11 protein-coding genes are annotated in these 15,887 nt (G+C 63.4%); 9 read left to right on the forward strand and 2 right to left on the reverse strand.

The window, feature by feature from the left end; all coding sequences use genetic code 11:
* Positions 1-151: 151 nt before the first annotated feature.
* Entirely contained in the window at positions 152-1,078 is a 927-nt protein-coding gene (locus AB4Z51_RS28630; protein ID WP_441498450.1) for a response regulator, read from the reverse strand.
* The gene (locus AB4Z51_RS28635) at positions 1,062-4,433 is read right to left on the reverse strand and encodes a hybrid sensor histidine kinase/response regulator (protein ID WP_441498451.1); all 3,372 of its coding nucleotides are present in this window, start codon (positions 4,431-4,433) and stop codon (positions 1,062-1,064) included. Before AB4Z51_RS28635 ends, AB4Z51_RS28630 begins: the two co-directional genes overlap by 17 nt.
* Before the next feature lie 169 nt (positions 4,434-4,602).
* On the opposite strand from AB4Z51_RS28635, the gene urtA reads away from it, so the two are divergent.
* The 9 genes from urtA (at position 4,603) to AB4Z51_RS28680 (ending at position 15,813) form a co-directional block, all read left to right on the forward strand.
* Positions 4,603-5,862 carry an urea ABC transporter substrate-binding protein gene (gene urtA, locus AB4Z51_RS28640; protein WP_028149118.1) on the forward strand — a complete coding sequence of 420 codons (1,260 nt, stop codon included), beginning with the start codon at positions 4,603-4,605 and terminating at the stop codon, positions 5,860-5,862.
* 124 nt (positions 5,863-5,986) lie between these two features.
* Positions 5,987-6,913, forward strand: a complete 927-nt coding sequence (gene urtB, locus AB4Z51_RS28645; protein WP_441498452.1) for an urea ABC transporter permease subunit UrtB — start codon at positions 5,987-5,989, stop codon at positions 6,911-6,913.
* An 18-nt stretch (positions 6,914-6,931) separates the two neighbouring features.
* Positions 6,932-8,074: an urea ABC transporter permease subunit UrtC gene (gene urtC, locus AB4Z51_RS28650; RefSeq protein ID WP_354177123.1), complete on the forward strand. Its 1,143-nt coding sequence runs from the start codon at positions 6,932-6,934 to the stop codon at positions 8,072-8,074.
* 64 nt (positions 8,075-8,138) lie between these two features.
* Positions 8,139-8,894: an urea ABC transporter ATP-binding protein UrtD gene (gene urtD, locus AB4Z51_RS28655; RefSeq protein WP_011083791.1), complete on the forward strand. Its 756-nt coding sequence runs from the start codon at positions 8,139-8,141 to the stop codon at positions 8,892-8,894.
* A gap of 12 nt (positions 8,895-8,906) precedes the next feature.
* Positions 8,907-9,596: an urea ABC transporter ATP-binding subunit UrtE gene (urtE, locus tag AB4Z51_RS28660; protein WP_028149116.1), complete on the forward strand. Its 690-nt coding sequence runs from the start codon at positions 8,907-8,909 to the stop codon at positions 9,594-9,596.
* Positions 9,597-9,624: 28 nt separating this feature from the next.
* Positions 9,625-10,854: a formamidase gene (fmdA, locus tag AB4Z51_RS28665; protein ID WP_441498453.1), complete on the forward strand. Its 1,230-nt coding sequence runs from the start codon at positions 9,625-9,627 to the stop codon at positions 10,852-10,854.
* Between the two features lie 94 nt (positions 10,855-10,948).
* Positions 10,949-11,326, forward strand: coding sequence for an FmdB family zinc ribbon protein (locus tag AB4Z51_RS28670; protein ID WP_085404020.1), 378 nt, complete (start codon positions 10,949-10,951; stop codon positions 11,324-11,326).
* A 56-nt stretch (positions 11,327-11,382) separates the two neighbouring features.
* Positions 11,383-12,423, forward strand: a complete 1,041-nt coding sequence (locus AB4Z51_RS28675) for an aliphatic amidase (protein WP_441498454.1) — start codon at positions 11,383-11,385, stop codon at positions 12,421-12,423.
* Between the two features lie 393 nt (positions 12,424-12,816).
* The gene (locus tag AB4Z51_RS28680; protein WP_441498455.1) at positions 12,817-15,813 is read left to right on the forward strand and encodes an autotransporter outer membrane beta-barrel domain-containing protein; all 2,997 of its coding nucleotides are present in this window, start codon (positions 12,817-12,819) and stop codon (positions 15,811-15,813) included.
* Positions 15,814-15,887: the final 74 nt, after the last annotated feature.

A 15,887-nucleotide genomic window follows, 5' to 3' on the forward strand; every position in this document is an offset into this window, starting at 1 on the left:
CCCATACTCCCAGGCAGTGGTTATAGAACGGGCAGGTAACTCCGAGTCTTCGCCAAACATCTTCCTGTGGTTATGGGTCCCGGGCTCGCTGCGCGCCCCGGGACGACATTGTTTGTTGGGCAAGTGGCATCTCAACTCATTCGCAGTACCGCTACGAATTCCTTCGCGTCGCATTCGTTGCAATCGCCGCCGCCGCGGTCCGGTTCTCCACGCCGAGCTTGGCGTAAATCTGCTCCAGGTGCTTGTCGACGGTGCGCGGGCTCAAGCCCAGAATCTGCGCGATGTCGCGGTTGGTCTTGCCCTTGCTGAGCCAGGCCAGCACTTCGCCCTCGCGGGTGGTGAGGCCGAGCTCGCTGGTGAATTCGGGCGGCAGCGCGGTGCCGGACTCCTTGGACAGCCGCAGCAGGAATTCGTTCGGCGCGGTTTCGCCCATGTAGTAGAGCCGCAGTTGCGGATTGTCGGGCAGGGGAGCCGCCTGCGACTTCGAGCTGCCCTTGTCCTTCGCCTGCTCCAGCCATTGCAGGAGTGATGGCGGCAGGACGAAGTCGTCGGTCTGCGCGCCGTGATGATCGGCCAGCAGTTTTTGCGCCTGCGGCGTTGCCCATAAAATATTGCCCTGGCGGTTGACCGCGAACAGGAAGCGGCCGGAGACGTCGAGCGCTGCGCGCGCGCTCTGGGTCAGGCGGGCGTTGCCGAGATGGACACGGATGCGCGCCAGCATCTCCTCGATCACAATCGGTTTTGTCACGTAGTCGACGCCGCCGGCCTCCAGCCCGCGCACGATGTGCTCGGTCTCCGCAAGGCCCGTCATGAAGATCACGGGCACGTTGGCAACGCCCGCATCGCGCTTGAGCCGGCGGCAGGTCTCGAATCCGTCCATGCCGGGCATCACGGCGTCCAGCAGCACGATGTCGGGGGTGATCTGGTCGACGATGCGCATCGCGGCCGCGCCGTCGAGCGCTACCATCACCGTCATCCCGGCGCCGTCGAGCGCGTCGGTGAGCAGCCGCAGCGTCTCCGGGGAGTCATCGACAACGAGCGCGACATCGCGCTTCCTCGACTCAATGCTCATGCGCATGCAACGTCTTCAATGTGGCCATGTACCGGTCGAGATCGAAGCGATCGACCAGCGACCGCATTTCCGCGACGAAGTCGGCATGCTCGGGGTGCTCGCTGCCGATCTCGTCCAGCTTCAACTGGATGCCCTTGACGTAGCCGATCTGGCCGAGCCCCATCAGCGCCTCGATGTGCCGCACCGGTGGCCTTGATCCGCTCTCGAGCCGCCAGAACGGCACCGCGATCTGGTCCGCGCCGTACTGCCATTCGATCTTCAGGAGCTGACGGATCGTTTCCAGCAGCCGCGGGATGTCGATCGGCTTCATCAAATAGCCGTCGTGGAAGGGCTGCGCCAACGGCGTGCCGTGAGCCTCCAGCGCGCTCGCCGACACCATCAGGATGCGCGCCTGGTGATGGCCGCTCGTGCGCAAGGCCTCCGCGACGGCCCAGCCGTCCATGGCAGGCATCGAGATGTCGAGCAGGAACAGGTCGGGCCGGCAATGTTGCGCCAGCGCGAGGCATCCTGGCCCATCGGGTGCACTGAGCAGGATGAAGCCGAGCGGCGCCAGCACCTCGCGCAGGAGGTCGCGATGCACGGGGTCGTCGTCGGTGATGAGGATGGTCTTGCGTGCGCCGCGATAGCCGGAGACCGGCGCCTCCACCGGCGCGATGCGCAGCGGATTGGCGACTTCCGACAGCAGGAGCTTGACCTTGAAGGTGCTCCCGGCGCCAACCGTGCTCAAGACCTTGATGTCGCCGCCCATGACGCCAGCGAGCAGCCGGCTGATGGTCAGGCCCAGCCCGGTGCCGGTCTGCGGCTGCGAGACGCCGAGCGCGCCACGCTCGAAGGGCGCAAAGATGCGTTCGAGGTCGTCGCCCTGGATGCCGGGGCCGGTGTCGATCACTTCGAACTCGGCAACGGGGCTGCGATAGTGTACGACGAACTGCACGCTGCCGGTCTGGGTGAACTTGATCGCGTTGGAGAGCAGATTGATCAGCACCTGGCGGAGCCGCTTCTCGTCGGCGTAGACCACGACCGGCAAATGCGCGGGCCGCCTGAACACGAAGTCGATGCCCTTGGCGGCCGCCTGGAGACGGAACATGCCGACGAGCTGGTCGAGGAATTCGCTCAGGCGCACTTCGTCGCGCGACAGATACAGCCGCCCCGCCTCGATCTTGGAGATATCCAGAATGCCGTCGATCAGGCCGGAGAGGTGATCGGCGCTGCGGCGAACCACGCGGACCTGGTCGCGCGGCTTGGTGTTGAGCGTCGCGTCCTGCTCCAGGAGCTGGGCATAGCCGCTGATCGCGTTCAGCGGTGAGCGCAGCTCGTGGCTCAGCCCGACCACGTAGCGGCTCTTGGCGAGGTTGGCGGATTCGGCGACCTCCTTGGCGCGCTGAAGCTCGGCGTCGGTGCGCTTGTGCGCATCGATTTCCTGGATCAAAAGCGTGGTCTGCCGCCGCGTCTCGGCTTCCGCTGCGCGACGGCTCTGCTGCGCCAGCACGAACAGCCACGCCACCACGCCGATGATGATGCTGAGCGAGAAGAACACCTTCCAGAGCACGTTCGAGACGAGCAAATTCTCGCCGGGCACGCTCGCCGAGGTCTGGAGATAGATCAGCCCCAGCACCAGCGCGACGAGTCCGGCGGAGACCACGAACACGCCGATATAGTGGCCGAACTGCGAGTTGATCCGCCGGTAGATCGGTTCGGGAAGAATCCTGCCGAGCGCTTCGGCGAACTGCACCTGCGCGCGCGCATGCGGTTTGCAGAGGTCGTGGCAGCGTGCATCGAGCGAGCAGCACAGCGAGCAGATCGGGCCGGCGTAAGCGGGGCAGGACGTCATGTCCTCCGGCTCGAAACTGTGCTCGCAGATACAGCACTGGATCGACTCGATATTGGCCCAGCTCTTCTTCGGCTTGCGCGCGATGTAGTACTTTCCGTCGGTGAGCCAGGCGATGACAGGCGCGGTGACGAAGGCGACAGTCAGCGCGACGAAGGCGGCGAGCGCCTTCATGGTCGGGCCGAACAGGCCGTAGAACGCCGCGATCGAGACGATGGTCGCGATCGTCATGGCGCCGACGCCGACCGGATTGATGTCGTAGAGATGGGCGCGCTTGAACTCCATCTGCGGCGGACGCAGGCCAAGCGGCTTGTTGACGACGAGATCGGCGACGAGCGCGCCGACCCAGGCGATCGCGACATTGGAATAGAGCGCCAGCGTCTGCTCCAGCGCCTTGTAGACGCCGATCTCCATCAACAGCAGCGCCACCATCACGTTGAACACCAGCCAGACCACCCGGCCGGGATGGCTGTGCGTCAGACGCGAGAAGAAGTTCGACCAGGCGATCGAGCCGGCATAGGCATTGGTGACGTTGATCTTGAGCTGCGACAGGATCACGAACATGCCGGTGAGCGCCAGCGCCAGATCCGGCTGCGACAGCAYGTAGCGAAACGCTTCGAGATACATGTGCGCGGGCTCGGCCGCCAGCTCGCCCGAGAGGCCGTGGCTCAGCGCGAAGAAGGCGAGAAACGAGCCCAGCAACAATTTCAGTGCGCCGAAGATGATCCAGCCCGGGCCCGCGATCAGCAGGGCGATCCACCACGACGTTCGCGACGTGCGGCGGTCGCGCGGCAGAAACCGGAGGAAGTCGACCTGCTCGCCGATCTGCGCCACCAGCGAGAACACCACCGAGGATGCGACACCGAACAGCAGCAGATCGAAATGTCCGCTCGGGTCGCCATGCTCGCCGGCGAACTTGCGCCACTCCGTGAACGAGTAGGGGTTGGCCCAGGCGATCGCGGCAAAGGGCAGGATGTGCAGGATGATCCAGATCGGCTGCGTCCAGAGCTGGAAGCGGCTGATCAGCGTGATGCCGTAGGTCACGAGCGGAATGATCGCCACTGCGCTGATGAGGTAGCCGATCGGGCGCGGAATGCCGAAGCACATCTCCAGCGCCGTTGCCAGGATCACCGCCTCGATGGCGAAGAAGATGAAGGTGAAGGAGGCGTAGATCAACGAGGTGACGGTCGAGCCGATATAGCCGAAGCCGGCGCCGCGGGTGAGCAGGTCAATGTCGATGCCGCACTTGGCTGCGTAATAGGCAATCGGCACGCCGCAGAAGAAGATGATGATGGAGACGACGAGGATCGCGGCGCTGGCGTTGGTGACGCCGTAGTTCAGCGTGATGGTGCCGCCGATCGCTTCCAGCGCCAGGAAGGAGATGGCGCCGAGTGCAGTGTTGGCGACACGGGCGGCAGACCAGCGGCGCGCGCTCTTGGCGGTGAAGCGCAGCGCGTAGTCTTCCAGCGTCTGGTTGGCGACCCACTGGTTGTACTGGCGCCTGACGCGGTCTATTCGCTGCCGCCCTGCCACTCGTTACCCCACTCCCGATACGTCCCAGAGCCCTCGCAAATTCCGTACCAGAAGCCTACGTCGGTATTTTGCGGTGCAGTATACGCGATCTTGCGTATGCTTGCGCTGCACAAATTCGAGCCATCCTCACGGCACCAATCGCGTGTCCTCGAACAAAAGTGGGGTGCTCATGTCAGACGAAGCAAACAAGGGCCTGTTGTCGCCGCTCCGGCGCAAACTATTGATGGGAATGGCCGCCGTGCCGGCCATCACGATGCTGCCGCGGGCCTCTTTCGCGCAGGCTCCGGCGACCTCGGCGGTCAACACGACGGGCCTGGCGGTCACCGACACCGAGGTGACGGTCGGCATCCTGCACTCGGCGACCGGCACCATGGCCATCTCCGAGACCGGCTCGATCGAGGCCGAAAAGCTCGCCATCGAGCAGATCAATGCCATGGGCGGCGTGCTCGGGCGCAAGATCAAGTTCATCCAGGAAGACGGCGCCAGCGATTGGCCGACCTTTGCGGAGAAGGCCAAGAAGCTGCTCGTCAACGACAAGGTCGCGGCGATCATGGGCTGCTGGACCTCGGCATCCCGCAAGGCGGTGCTGCCGGTCATGGAGCAGTACAACGGCATGCTCTACTACCCGACCTTCTATGAAGGCCTCGAGCAGTCCAAGAACGTGATCTACACCGGMCAGGAAGCGACCCAGCAGATTCTCGCCGGCCTGAACTGGATCGCCAAGGAAAAGGGCGCCAAGTCGTTCTTCTTCATCGGCTCTGACTACATCTGGCCGCGCACCTCGAACAAGATCGCGCGCAAGCACGTCGAGAACGTGCTGAAGGGCAAGGTCGTCGGCGAAGAGTACTATCCGCTCGGCAACACCCAGTTCAATTCGGTCATCAACAAGATCAAGCTGACCAAGCCCGACGTGATCTTCACCGACGTCGTCGGCGGCTCGAACGTCGCCTTCTACAAGCAGCTCAAGGCGGCCGGCATCGACCTCTCCAAGCAGGCGCTGCTGACCATCTCGGTGACTGAGGACGAAATCGACGGCATCGGCGGCGAGAACATCGCGGGCGCCTATGCCTGCATGAAGTACTTCCAGTCGCTCGACAATCCGAACAACAAGACCTTCGTGCCGGCCTTCAAGAAGATGTGGGGCGAGAAGACCGTGATCGGAGACGTCACCCAGGCTGCCTATCTCGGCCCGTGGCTGTGGAAGTTGACGGTGGAGAAGGCAGGCTCGTTCGACGTCGACAAGATCGCGGCGGCCTCGCCCGGCGTCGAGTTCAAGGGTGCGCCGGAAGGCTATGTCCGCATCCACGAAAACCATCACCTCTGGTCGAAGACCCGGGTGGGACGCGCCAAGCTCGATGGTCAGTTCGAGCTGATCTACGAGACCGCCGATCTCGTCGAGCCGGATCCGTTCCCCAAGGGCTATCAGTAAGTCGCGGCATCAGCCGCGCTTTCTCCCAAACCYCTCCCTGGCGTGGACCGCAAATCCACGCTCAAGACCCCCGCGTCGCGAACCTGCTCGCGACGCGGGACCTTATCCCTGACGGAGGACATCGATGTTCGGCGACTATTCGCTTGGTGATCTTGGCTCCATCTTCGTCATGCAGGGTTTTGCGGGACTGATCCTGTTCTCGGTCTACGTCCTGATGGCGCTCGGGCTTGCGATCATCTTCGGCCAGATGGGCGTCATCAACATGGCTCACGGCGAGTTCATGATCCTCGGGGCCTACGTCACCTGGATGACGTCGAATTTCTTCCAGGCCTATTTGCCGAGCCTGTTCAGCGGCTACTTCTTCCTGGCGATGATCCTGGCCTTCGTCGCATCCGGCGCGCTGGGAATGCTGGTGGAGTGGGTGCTGATACGGCATCTCTACAAGCGCCCGCTCGATACGCTGTTGGCGACCTGGGGCCTCAGCCTGATGCTGCAGCAGGCCTATCGTTCCGTGTTCGGCGCGCGCGAGGTCGGCGTCGAGCTGCCGCAATGGATGCTCGGCTCGCTGCACGTCACCGACAGCATCGAGGTGCCGATCAACGGCGTCTTCGTGATGTGCCTCACCGTGCTGATCACCATCGGCGTCGCCTATTTCATGTACAAGTCGCGCTGGGGCCGCCAGGTCCGCGCCGTTGTGCAGAACCGCATCATGGCCGGAGCCGTCGGCATCAACACCGAAAAGGTCGATCGCTACACCTTCGGTCTCGGTTGCGGCATCGCCGGTGTCGCCGGCAGCGCCTTTACGATGATCGGCTCCACCGGGCCAACCTCCGGACAGCTCTACATCGTCGATACGTTCCTGGTGGTCGTGTTCGGCGGCGCCGCCAGCCTGATCGGCACCATCGCCTCGGCCTTCTCGATCTCGCAGACGCAATCCACCCTCGAATTCTTCATGTCGGGCTCGATGGCGAAAGTGCTGACGCTGCTCGCGGTTGTCGGAATCCTGATGCTGCGGCCGCAAGGGCTGTTCGCCCTCAAGGTCCGCAAGTGAGAAACTGGGGCTGATGCAATGACCGACAATCGCTTCTTCAACCGATCGGAGTTCATCGGAATTCTGGTGCTCGCGGTCTTCCTGGTGGTAGTTCTGCCGCTTACGCTCGACGTCTTCAGGCTCAATCTGGTCGCGAAATACCTGACCTATGCCTTCGTCGCGCTGGGGCTGGTGATCTGCTGGGGTTATGGCGGCATTCTGAGCCTCGGTCAGGGCGTGTTTTTCGGGCTCGGCGGCTACTGCATGGCGATGTTCCTCAAGCTCGAGGCATCGAGCGTGGAGAACACCAAGATCCAGTCGACGCCGGGTATCCCCGATTTCATGGACTGGAATCAGATCACCGCGCTGCCGCTGTTCTGGAAGCCATTCAGCAGCCTCACCTTCACGATCGCCGCCATCATTCTCGTGCCTGGCATCTTCGCCCTCATCATCGGCACCGCGATGTTCAAGCGCCGAGTCGGCGGCACCTACTTCGCCATCATCACCCAGGCGGTCGCGGCCATCCTCACGATCCTGATCGTGGGACAGCAGGGCTACACCGGCGGAATCAACGGCATGACCGACCTGCGGACGTTGAAGGGCTGGGACATCCGGCCCGACCACGCCAAGATCGTGCTGTACTTCTTTGAAGTCGGACTTCTGTTCGCCTGCATCATGATCGCGCAGTTCGTCCGGCACTCCAAGCTCGGGCGCATCCTGGTCGCGATGCGGGAGAAGGAGGACCGGGTCCGCTTCTCCGGGTACAGCGTCGCGAACTTCAAGATCTTCGCCTTCTGCATCGCCGCCGTGTTCGCCGCGATCGGCGGCGCCATGTTCGCGCTCAACGTCGGCTTCATGTCGCCGTCCTTCGTCGGCATCGTGCCGTCGATCGAAATGGTGATCTACACGGCGGTCGGCGGCCGGCTTTCGATCCTCGGCGCGGTCTACGGCACGCTGCTGGTTAACTTCGCCAAGACCAGCCTGTCGGAAACCTTTCCCGAATTGTGGCTGTTTGGCCTCGGCGGTCTGTTCATCGCCGTGGTCCTGGCCTTCCCGAACGGTCTCGCCGGGATCTGGGGCGACTACGTCCAGCCGCGCATCAATCGCCTGATCTCGTCGCGCAAACCGAAACCCGAAGGCTGGACCGACAGCTCCGTCGCCGACGGCGCCCCGGCGGAGTGAGGAGATCATCATGCTCGTAGGTCACCACGATGCCGATGCCACGCTGGCAGTGAGGAGATAGATCATGCTCGTCGGTCATCAGCCCAAGGAATTCCTGCTCGCCGTCGAGGCACTGACCGTGTCGTTCGACGGGTTCAAGGCGGTCAACGATCTCTCTTTCTACGTCGACGAGAACGAGATCCGCGTCATCATCGGTCCCAACGGCGCCGGCAAGACCACCGTGCTCGACCTGATCTGCGGCAAGACCAAAGCAACGTCGGGTTCGATCCAGTTCCGTGGCAAGGAGCTGACGCGGATGAAGGAAAACGAGATCGTCAAGACGGGCGTCGGCCGCAAATTCCAGAACCCGTCGATCTACGACGATCTCACGGTGTTCGAGAATCTGGAGATCTCCTATCCGCGCGGACGCTCGGTGTTCGGCGCGCTGACCTTCACCCGCGACGCCGCCGTGCGCGACCGGGTGCACGAAGTCGCCGAAATGATCTTCCTGAAGGACCGGCTCAACGTGAACGCCGATCTGCTCAGCCACGGCCAGAAGCAGTGGCTCGAAATCGGCATGCTGCTGATCCAGGATCCGGATCTGCTGATGCTGGACGAGCCCGTTGCCGGCATGAGTGTGTCCGAGCGCGCCAAGACCGCCGAGCTGCTCAACCGCATCATCAAGAACCGTTCAGTGCTGGTGATCGAGCACGACATGAAATTCGTCGAGGACATCGCGCACAAGGTCACCGTGCTTCACCAGGGCCAGATCCTCTCGGAGGGCACCATGGAGAAGGTGAAGAACGACCCCAAGGTCGTCGAAGTCTATCTGGGCCATTAAGGAGACGCGACGATGCTGGCTATTTCCGATCTTCACGTCGCCTACGGCCAGAGCGAGGTGCTGCACGGGCTCAACGTCAAGGTCGCGCCCAACGAGATCGTTGCGATCATGGGCCGCAACGGCATGGGCAAGACCACGCTGATGAAGTCGCTGATGGGCATCCTCCCCGCCAAAAGCGGCTCGGTGACCATGGACGGTGCCGAGCTCGGCGGCCTGCCGAGCTACGAGCGCGTCGCCAAGGGCCTCGCTTATGTGCCGCAGGGCCGCATGATCTTCTCGACCATGACGGTGAAGGAGAACATCGAGACCGGCCTCGTCGTCTCCGGCGGATCGGAGGTGCCGGCCGACATCTACGAATTGTTTCCAGTGCTGCTGGAGATGAAGGGCCGCCGCGGCGGCAATCTCTCCGGCGGCCAGCAGCAACAGCTCGCCATCGCGCGCGCGTTAGCGACCAAGCCGAAGGTGCTGCTGCTGGACGAGCCGACCGAAGGCATCCAGCCGTCGATCATCAAGGACATGGCGCGCACGCTGAAGCGCATCCGCGACGAAAAGGGGCTCTCGATCGTGGTGTCAGAGCAGGTCCTGAGCTTCGCGCTCGATATCGCCGACCGCGTGCTGGTGATCGAGAACGGCGAGATCGTGCGCGACGATCCGCGCGACGCCGTCGATGCCGCGCAGGTCTCGAAATATCTGTCCGTCTAACCAACCGTGTAAAAAGGGGAGCATCTCGATGCCAGAAACACTGATCAAGGTCGATCTCACCAAGTCGGCCTACGATAATGACATGGTGCACAACCGCTGGCACCCCGACATCCCGATCGTGGCCTGGGTCAACTCCGGCGACGACTTCATCATCGAGACCTATGACTGGACCGGCGGCTTCATCAAGAACAACGATTCCGCCGACGACGTGCGCGACATCGATCTGTCGATCGTGCATTTCCTGTCCGGCCCGATCGGCGTCAAGGGCGCCGAGCCCGGCGATCTCCTCGTCGTCGACCTGCTCGACGTCGGCCCGATGAAGGAGAGCCTGTGGGGCTTCAACGGCTTCTTCTCCAAGCAGAACGGCGGCGGCTTCCTCACCGACCATTTCCCGCTGGCGCAGAAGTCGATCTGGGACATCAAGGGTCTCTACACCTCGTCGCGTCACGTGCCCGGCGTCAACTTCGCCGGCCTGATCCATCCTGGCCTGATTGGCTGCCTGCCCGATCCGAAGATGCTGGAGACGTGGAACAGGCGCGAGGCCGAGCTGATCGCGACCAACCCGACCCGCGTGCCCGGCCTCGCCAATCCGCCGTTCGCGCCGACCGCCCATGGCGGCCGCGCCAAAGGGGACGTCAAGGACAAGATCGGCGCGGAGGGCGCGCGCACCGTGCCGCCGCGCGAGCACGGCGGCAATTGCGACATCAAGGATCTCTCGCGCGGCTCGAAGATCTACTTCCCGGTCTACGTGCCCGGCGCCGGTCTCTCGATGGGCGATCTGCACTTCAGCCAGGGCGACGGCGAGATCACGTTCTGCGGCGCCATCGAGATGGCCGGCTGGCTGCATCTGAAGGTCGAAGTGATCAAGGACGGCATGGCGAAGTACGGCATCAAGAATCCGATCTTCAAGCCGTCGCCGATCACGCCGAACTACAAGGACTATCTAATCTTCGAGGGCATCTCGGTCGACGAGCAAGGCAAGCAGCACTATCTCGACGTCCACATCGCCTATCGCCAGGCCTGCCTCAACGCGATCGAGTATCTGAAGAAGTTCGGCTACTCCGGCGCCCAGGCCTATTCGATCCTCGGCACCGCGCCGTGCCAGGGCCACATCTCTGGCGTGGTCGACGTTCCCAATGCTTGCGCCACGCTATGGCTGCCGACCGAGATCTTCGACTTCGACGTGATGCCGTCGGCGGCAGGACCCATCAAGCACATCACCGGCGATATCCAGATGCCGATCTCGCCGGACAAATAGTCTCCCTGCGCGACAGGATGCGGGACGGCGCGATCTTGCCGCCCCGCATCCGCCGCGGGAATTCTCTCACAGGCAACAGCGTAGGGATGATGCGATGCCGGTCTATGAATATCTCTGTGACGATTGCGGGCCGTTCAAGGACCTGCGCCCGATGGCGGAATGCGACGATCCGCAAAGCTGTCCGCACTGCGAGACCATGGCGCCGCGGGTGATCCTGACCGCGCCGAATTTCTTCTGCATGCCGGCGGAGAAGCGCAAGGCGCACGCCGTCAACGAGCGCAGCACGCATGCGCCGCAGACGCTCGCGCAATACAAGGCCTCGCATGGTCCCGGCTGCGGTTGCTGTTCGTCGGGCAAGACCGTGAAGGACAAGAGCTCGACGGACAAGACAAAGCCCGCGCGGTTGATGACCAAAACCAGGAGCGGCGCCAAGGGCTTTCCGACCGCGCGGCCCTGGATGATCAGCCACTAGTCTCGGTCGCTCGATCGACGGCAACCTCAAACAAATAAAAGACAGGAGCGCTCAAAATGCTTCACGGTGACATTTCCAGCAGCAACGACACCGTCGGCGTCGCGGTGGTCAACTACAAGATGCCTCGCCTGCACACCAAGGCCGAGGTGCTCGATAACGCCCGCAAGATCGCCGACATGCTGGTGGGCATGAAGGCAGGCCTGCCCGGCATGGATCTCGTGATCTTCCCGGAATACTCCACCCAGGGCATCATGTACGACTCCAAGGAGATGTACGAGACGGCCTCGACGGTGCCAGGTGAAGAGACCGCGATCTTCGCGGAGGCCTGCCGCAAGGCGAAGGTCTGGGGCGTGTTCTCGCTGACCGGCGAACGCCACGAGGAGCATCCGCACAAGGCGCCCTACAACACCCTGATCCTGATGAACGACAAGGGTGAGATCGTCCAGAAGTACCGCAAGATCATGCCATGGGTGCCGATCGAGGGCTGGTATCCCGGCAATTGCACCTATGTCTCCGACGGCCCGAAAGGGATGAAGGTCAGCCTGATCATCTGCGACGACGGCAACTTTCCGGAGATCTGGCGCGACTGTGCCATGAAGGGCGCCGAATTGATCGTGCGTTGCCAGGGCTACATGTATCCGGCCAAGGAGCAGCAGGTCATGATCTCCAAGGCGATGGCGTGGGCCAACAACGTCTATGTCGCCGTCGCCAACGCCGCCGGCTTCGACGGCGTCTATTCCTACTTCGGTCACTCCGCGATCATCGGCTTCGACGGCCGGACGCTCGGCGAGTGCGGCGAGGAGGATTACGGCATCCAATATGCCCAGCTGTCGAAACATCTGATCCGCGATGCGCGCCGCAACGGCCAGTCGCAGAACCATCTCTACAAGCTGGTCCACCGCGGCTACACCGGCATGATCAATTCCGGCGAAAGCCCGCGCGGCGTGGCGGCCTGCCCCTATGATTTCTACAAGAACTGGATCGCCGATCCGGAAGGGACGCGGGACATGGTCGAGGCGATGACCCGCTCGACGCCGGGGACGGAGGAATGTCCGATCGACGGCATCCCGAACGGGTCGGCCCCGAGCAACTATTGAGCTATTGCGGACGGCGCGCTTGCCATTCATGCGAATGCACCGAGGAATGGGGGCACGGGGCGCGGCCCTGGATGATGAGCCAAGATGTGAACAGCTGTACATGGAGCGGACATTCTGACGCATGGGCGCATGCGCGGGGTGGGAATTGAGCCCGGCAAAACCGTGGCTCGGTTGCAACATGAGTTGTTGAATCTGCCCAAGTTGCGGTCCCGTTGGCTGATTCTCGAGGAACCGTAGTTCTACCGGCCAGCCTCATGGCCTAAGTTCCTCGCGGCGCCGCTGGGGAGCGCCGCGGGTGAGGGGAAGAGCGTGGGGGCTTGGTTGCCATCGAGCGGGCGGGGTTGCTCGCGTCGTGCCACCGCTGTTCGCGCGGCATTCTGGATCGGCCTCGCCTTGAGCGCGGCGGCGGCGGCGAGCCCCGCAGCAGCGCAGCAAATCTTCAACGGGTCGCAGACCACGCCGAACGGCGCCGTCAACGGCGGAGGCGGCGTCTGGGACACCACCACCACGAATTGGACGGACGTCTTCGGTTCGACCAGCACTGCTTACGATCCCTCGTCAGTCGGCACGGTGTTCGGCTACTCGGGAGTCTCGACGCCGGCAAGCGGTGGCACGGTGACGGTTACGCCAGGCGGCGTGCAGCTCACCAGCCTCGTGGGCTTCGACCTCACCGGCGACGGTTCTGTCTACACCATTCAGGGCGGCGATCTCAGGCTAGCCTCCGGGGGGACGACGTTCTTCACCAACGATGTCACCGGCACGACAGACCCATCGGCCGTCATCGCCTCGCGCATCACCGGCAGTGGTGGCATCTCCGTGCAGGGACCCGGCATCCTGGCGCTGCTCGGCGCCAACACCTATACCGGCGACACTTTCATCTGTTCGTGCGCAGCGCTGCAGCTCGGTGACGCCACCCACACCGCGAGCATCATTGGCGCCGTTAACAACGAGGGCCTCTTCAATATCGTCAATGCCGATACGTCGGGAATTACATCGCTCCTGAACGCTGTCTCCGGCACGACGATGTTCCTCAACGCGACCTCCGCCAGCTCTATGGTGATCACCAATAACGGCCAGCTGTACTTCGGTGATCCGCTCGGGGGCGGCACCGACACCGCCACGGCCGGCCGGGCGACCATCATCAATGACGGCGGCTTGACCGGCTTCTTTGGCCGGACCAACGCGGGCACGGCCAACATCACCAACCAGAATGGCGGCGGCACCGCATTCCTCGATCAATCCTCGGCGGGCTCCGCGACCATCGTGAACAAGGATTTCAGCGGGACCGTGTTTGGTACGCTGTCCGGGTCCGATACTGCGACCGCCGGCAATGCAACCATTATCAACGAGGCCGATGGCCTGACCAATTTCGGTGCGTTCACGACGGCCGGCAACGCCACGATCATCACCAAGGACGGTGGCAAGACCGAGTTCTTCGATAATTCCACCGGCGGCAATGCGCGCTTCATCACCACCGGCACAGGCGTCGTCGATTTCGGGATCAGCCTCGGCCCGAACGGCGACGGCCGCATCACGGCCGGTTCGATCGAAGGCAATGGCGCCTACTATATCGGTGGCGGCAACACGCTCGTCGTCGGCAGCAATAACCGCTCCGCGCTGGTTGATGGCGTCATCGGCGACTACGATCCCTGCGGGTGTGGTTTCATCGGCTCCGGCTCGCTGGAAAAGGTCGGCAGCGGAACGCTGATCCTCTCCGGCACAAACACTTACACCGGTACGACGACGGTGAATGGCGGCATCCTGCGGGTTGATGGCGACATCTCGCAATCGAGCCTGACCACCGTGAATGCCGGCGGTGCGTTGTTCGGCGCCGGGATTGTCGGCAACACCGTTATCGCCACAGGTGGCATCTATGCGCCCGGCGACGGCGGCCCGGGCTCAAGCATGCAGGTCCAGGGCGATCTCACCTTGCAGCCCGGCTCGGTCTATGTTGTGCAGGCCGGTAGTGGATTCAGCACGAGCCATGCGCTCGTCAGCGGCAACGTCACGCTGGACGGGACCGTGGGTGTCGCGCTGTATCCCGGCAGCAAGATAATGCAGCACTACTCGATCATGCAGTTTTTCGGCAGCGCCACCGGTAATTTCGCCGGCGTTGCCGCGCCGGGTGGCCTAGTCGGCACCACGACGGTCGGGTCAAACGAAGTGTTCCTCGATTTCACGCTGAACTATGGCGCGAAATACGCGCTCAACATCAACCAGCAGAACGTCGCCACGACGCTTCAGAATTTCTTCAACGCCAATGGCTTCCTTCAAGCCGAATTCGCGGGCCTCGGCCCCAACGGCCTCACCCAGGCCTCCGGCGAACCGGCAACGGGTTCGCAGCAGACGACCTTCAATGCGATGAACCTGTTCCTTGGCCTCTTGACCGATGTGTTCGGCTCGGGACGCAGCGGCACATCAGGTGCGACGCCCTATGCCGACGAGCCGGGCGCGAATGCCTATGCCGCAACCGGCAAGGGCGGGCGTGACAAGAACGCGCGCGACGCCTTCGCCTCGATCTACCGCAAGGCACCGGCCGCAACCTTCGAGCAGCGCTGGGATGTGTGGGCGGCCGGCTATGGCGGCTCGCAGACCACCGACGGCAATGTCGGTCTCGGTTCGAACAACACCACCAGCAGCGTCTATGGCACCGCCGTCGGCCTCGACTATCGCTTCTCGCCGTCGACGATCGCCGGCTTTGCGCTTGCCGGCGGTGGGACCGGCTTCAACGTCAACGRGCTCGGCTGGGGCCGCTCCGACCTGTTCCAGGCCGGCGCCTTCGTTCGTCACACGGTAGGACCTGCCTACATCACCGCTGCGCTGGCCTATGGCTGGCAGGACGTCACGACCAACCGCATCGTCACGGCCGCCGGCGTCGATCAGCTGCGGGCGCAGTTCAACGCCAACGCCCTCTCGGGCCGTGTCGAGGGCGGTTACCGCTACGCTACGCAGTGGATCGGCCTGACGCCCTATGCTGCGGCCCAGGCCACCCTGTTCAGCCTTCCGAACTATTCGGAGTTCGCGGTGGTCGGCAACAACACCTTCGCGCTCAACTATGCCGCCAAGGACGTCACCAGCACCCGCACCGAGCTCGGCCTGCGCGCCGACAAATCATTCGCCGCGGCCGGTGGCCTGATGACCCTGCGCGGCCGCGTCGCCTGGGCGCATGATTACAATCCGGACCGCAGCGTCGGTGCAGTGTTCCAGACCCTGCCGGGATCGGCCTTCGTCGTGAACGGTGCAGCGCAGGCACGCGATTCCGCACTGACCACGGCCGCGGTGCAGATGAGCTGGATGAACGGCTGGTCTGCGTCGGCGACCTTCGAGGGCGAGTTCTCGAACGTCACCCGCTCCTACGCCGGCAAGGGCGTCGTGCGCTACGCGTGGTAGGGCGCGACCTGCAAGCCACGGCGAGACTACCATCCTCCCCTGGAGGGGGAGGATCGGTTCGCATGGAGCAAAGC

Source organism: Bradyrhizobium sp. 2TAF36, assembly GCF_052114925.1.
In the GTDB taxonomy this organism is placed as follows: domain Bacteria; phylum Pseudomonadota; class Alphaproteobacteria; order Rhizobiales; family Xanthobacteraceae; genus Bradyrhizobium; species Bradyrhizobium barranii.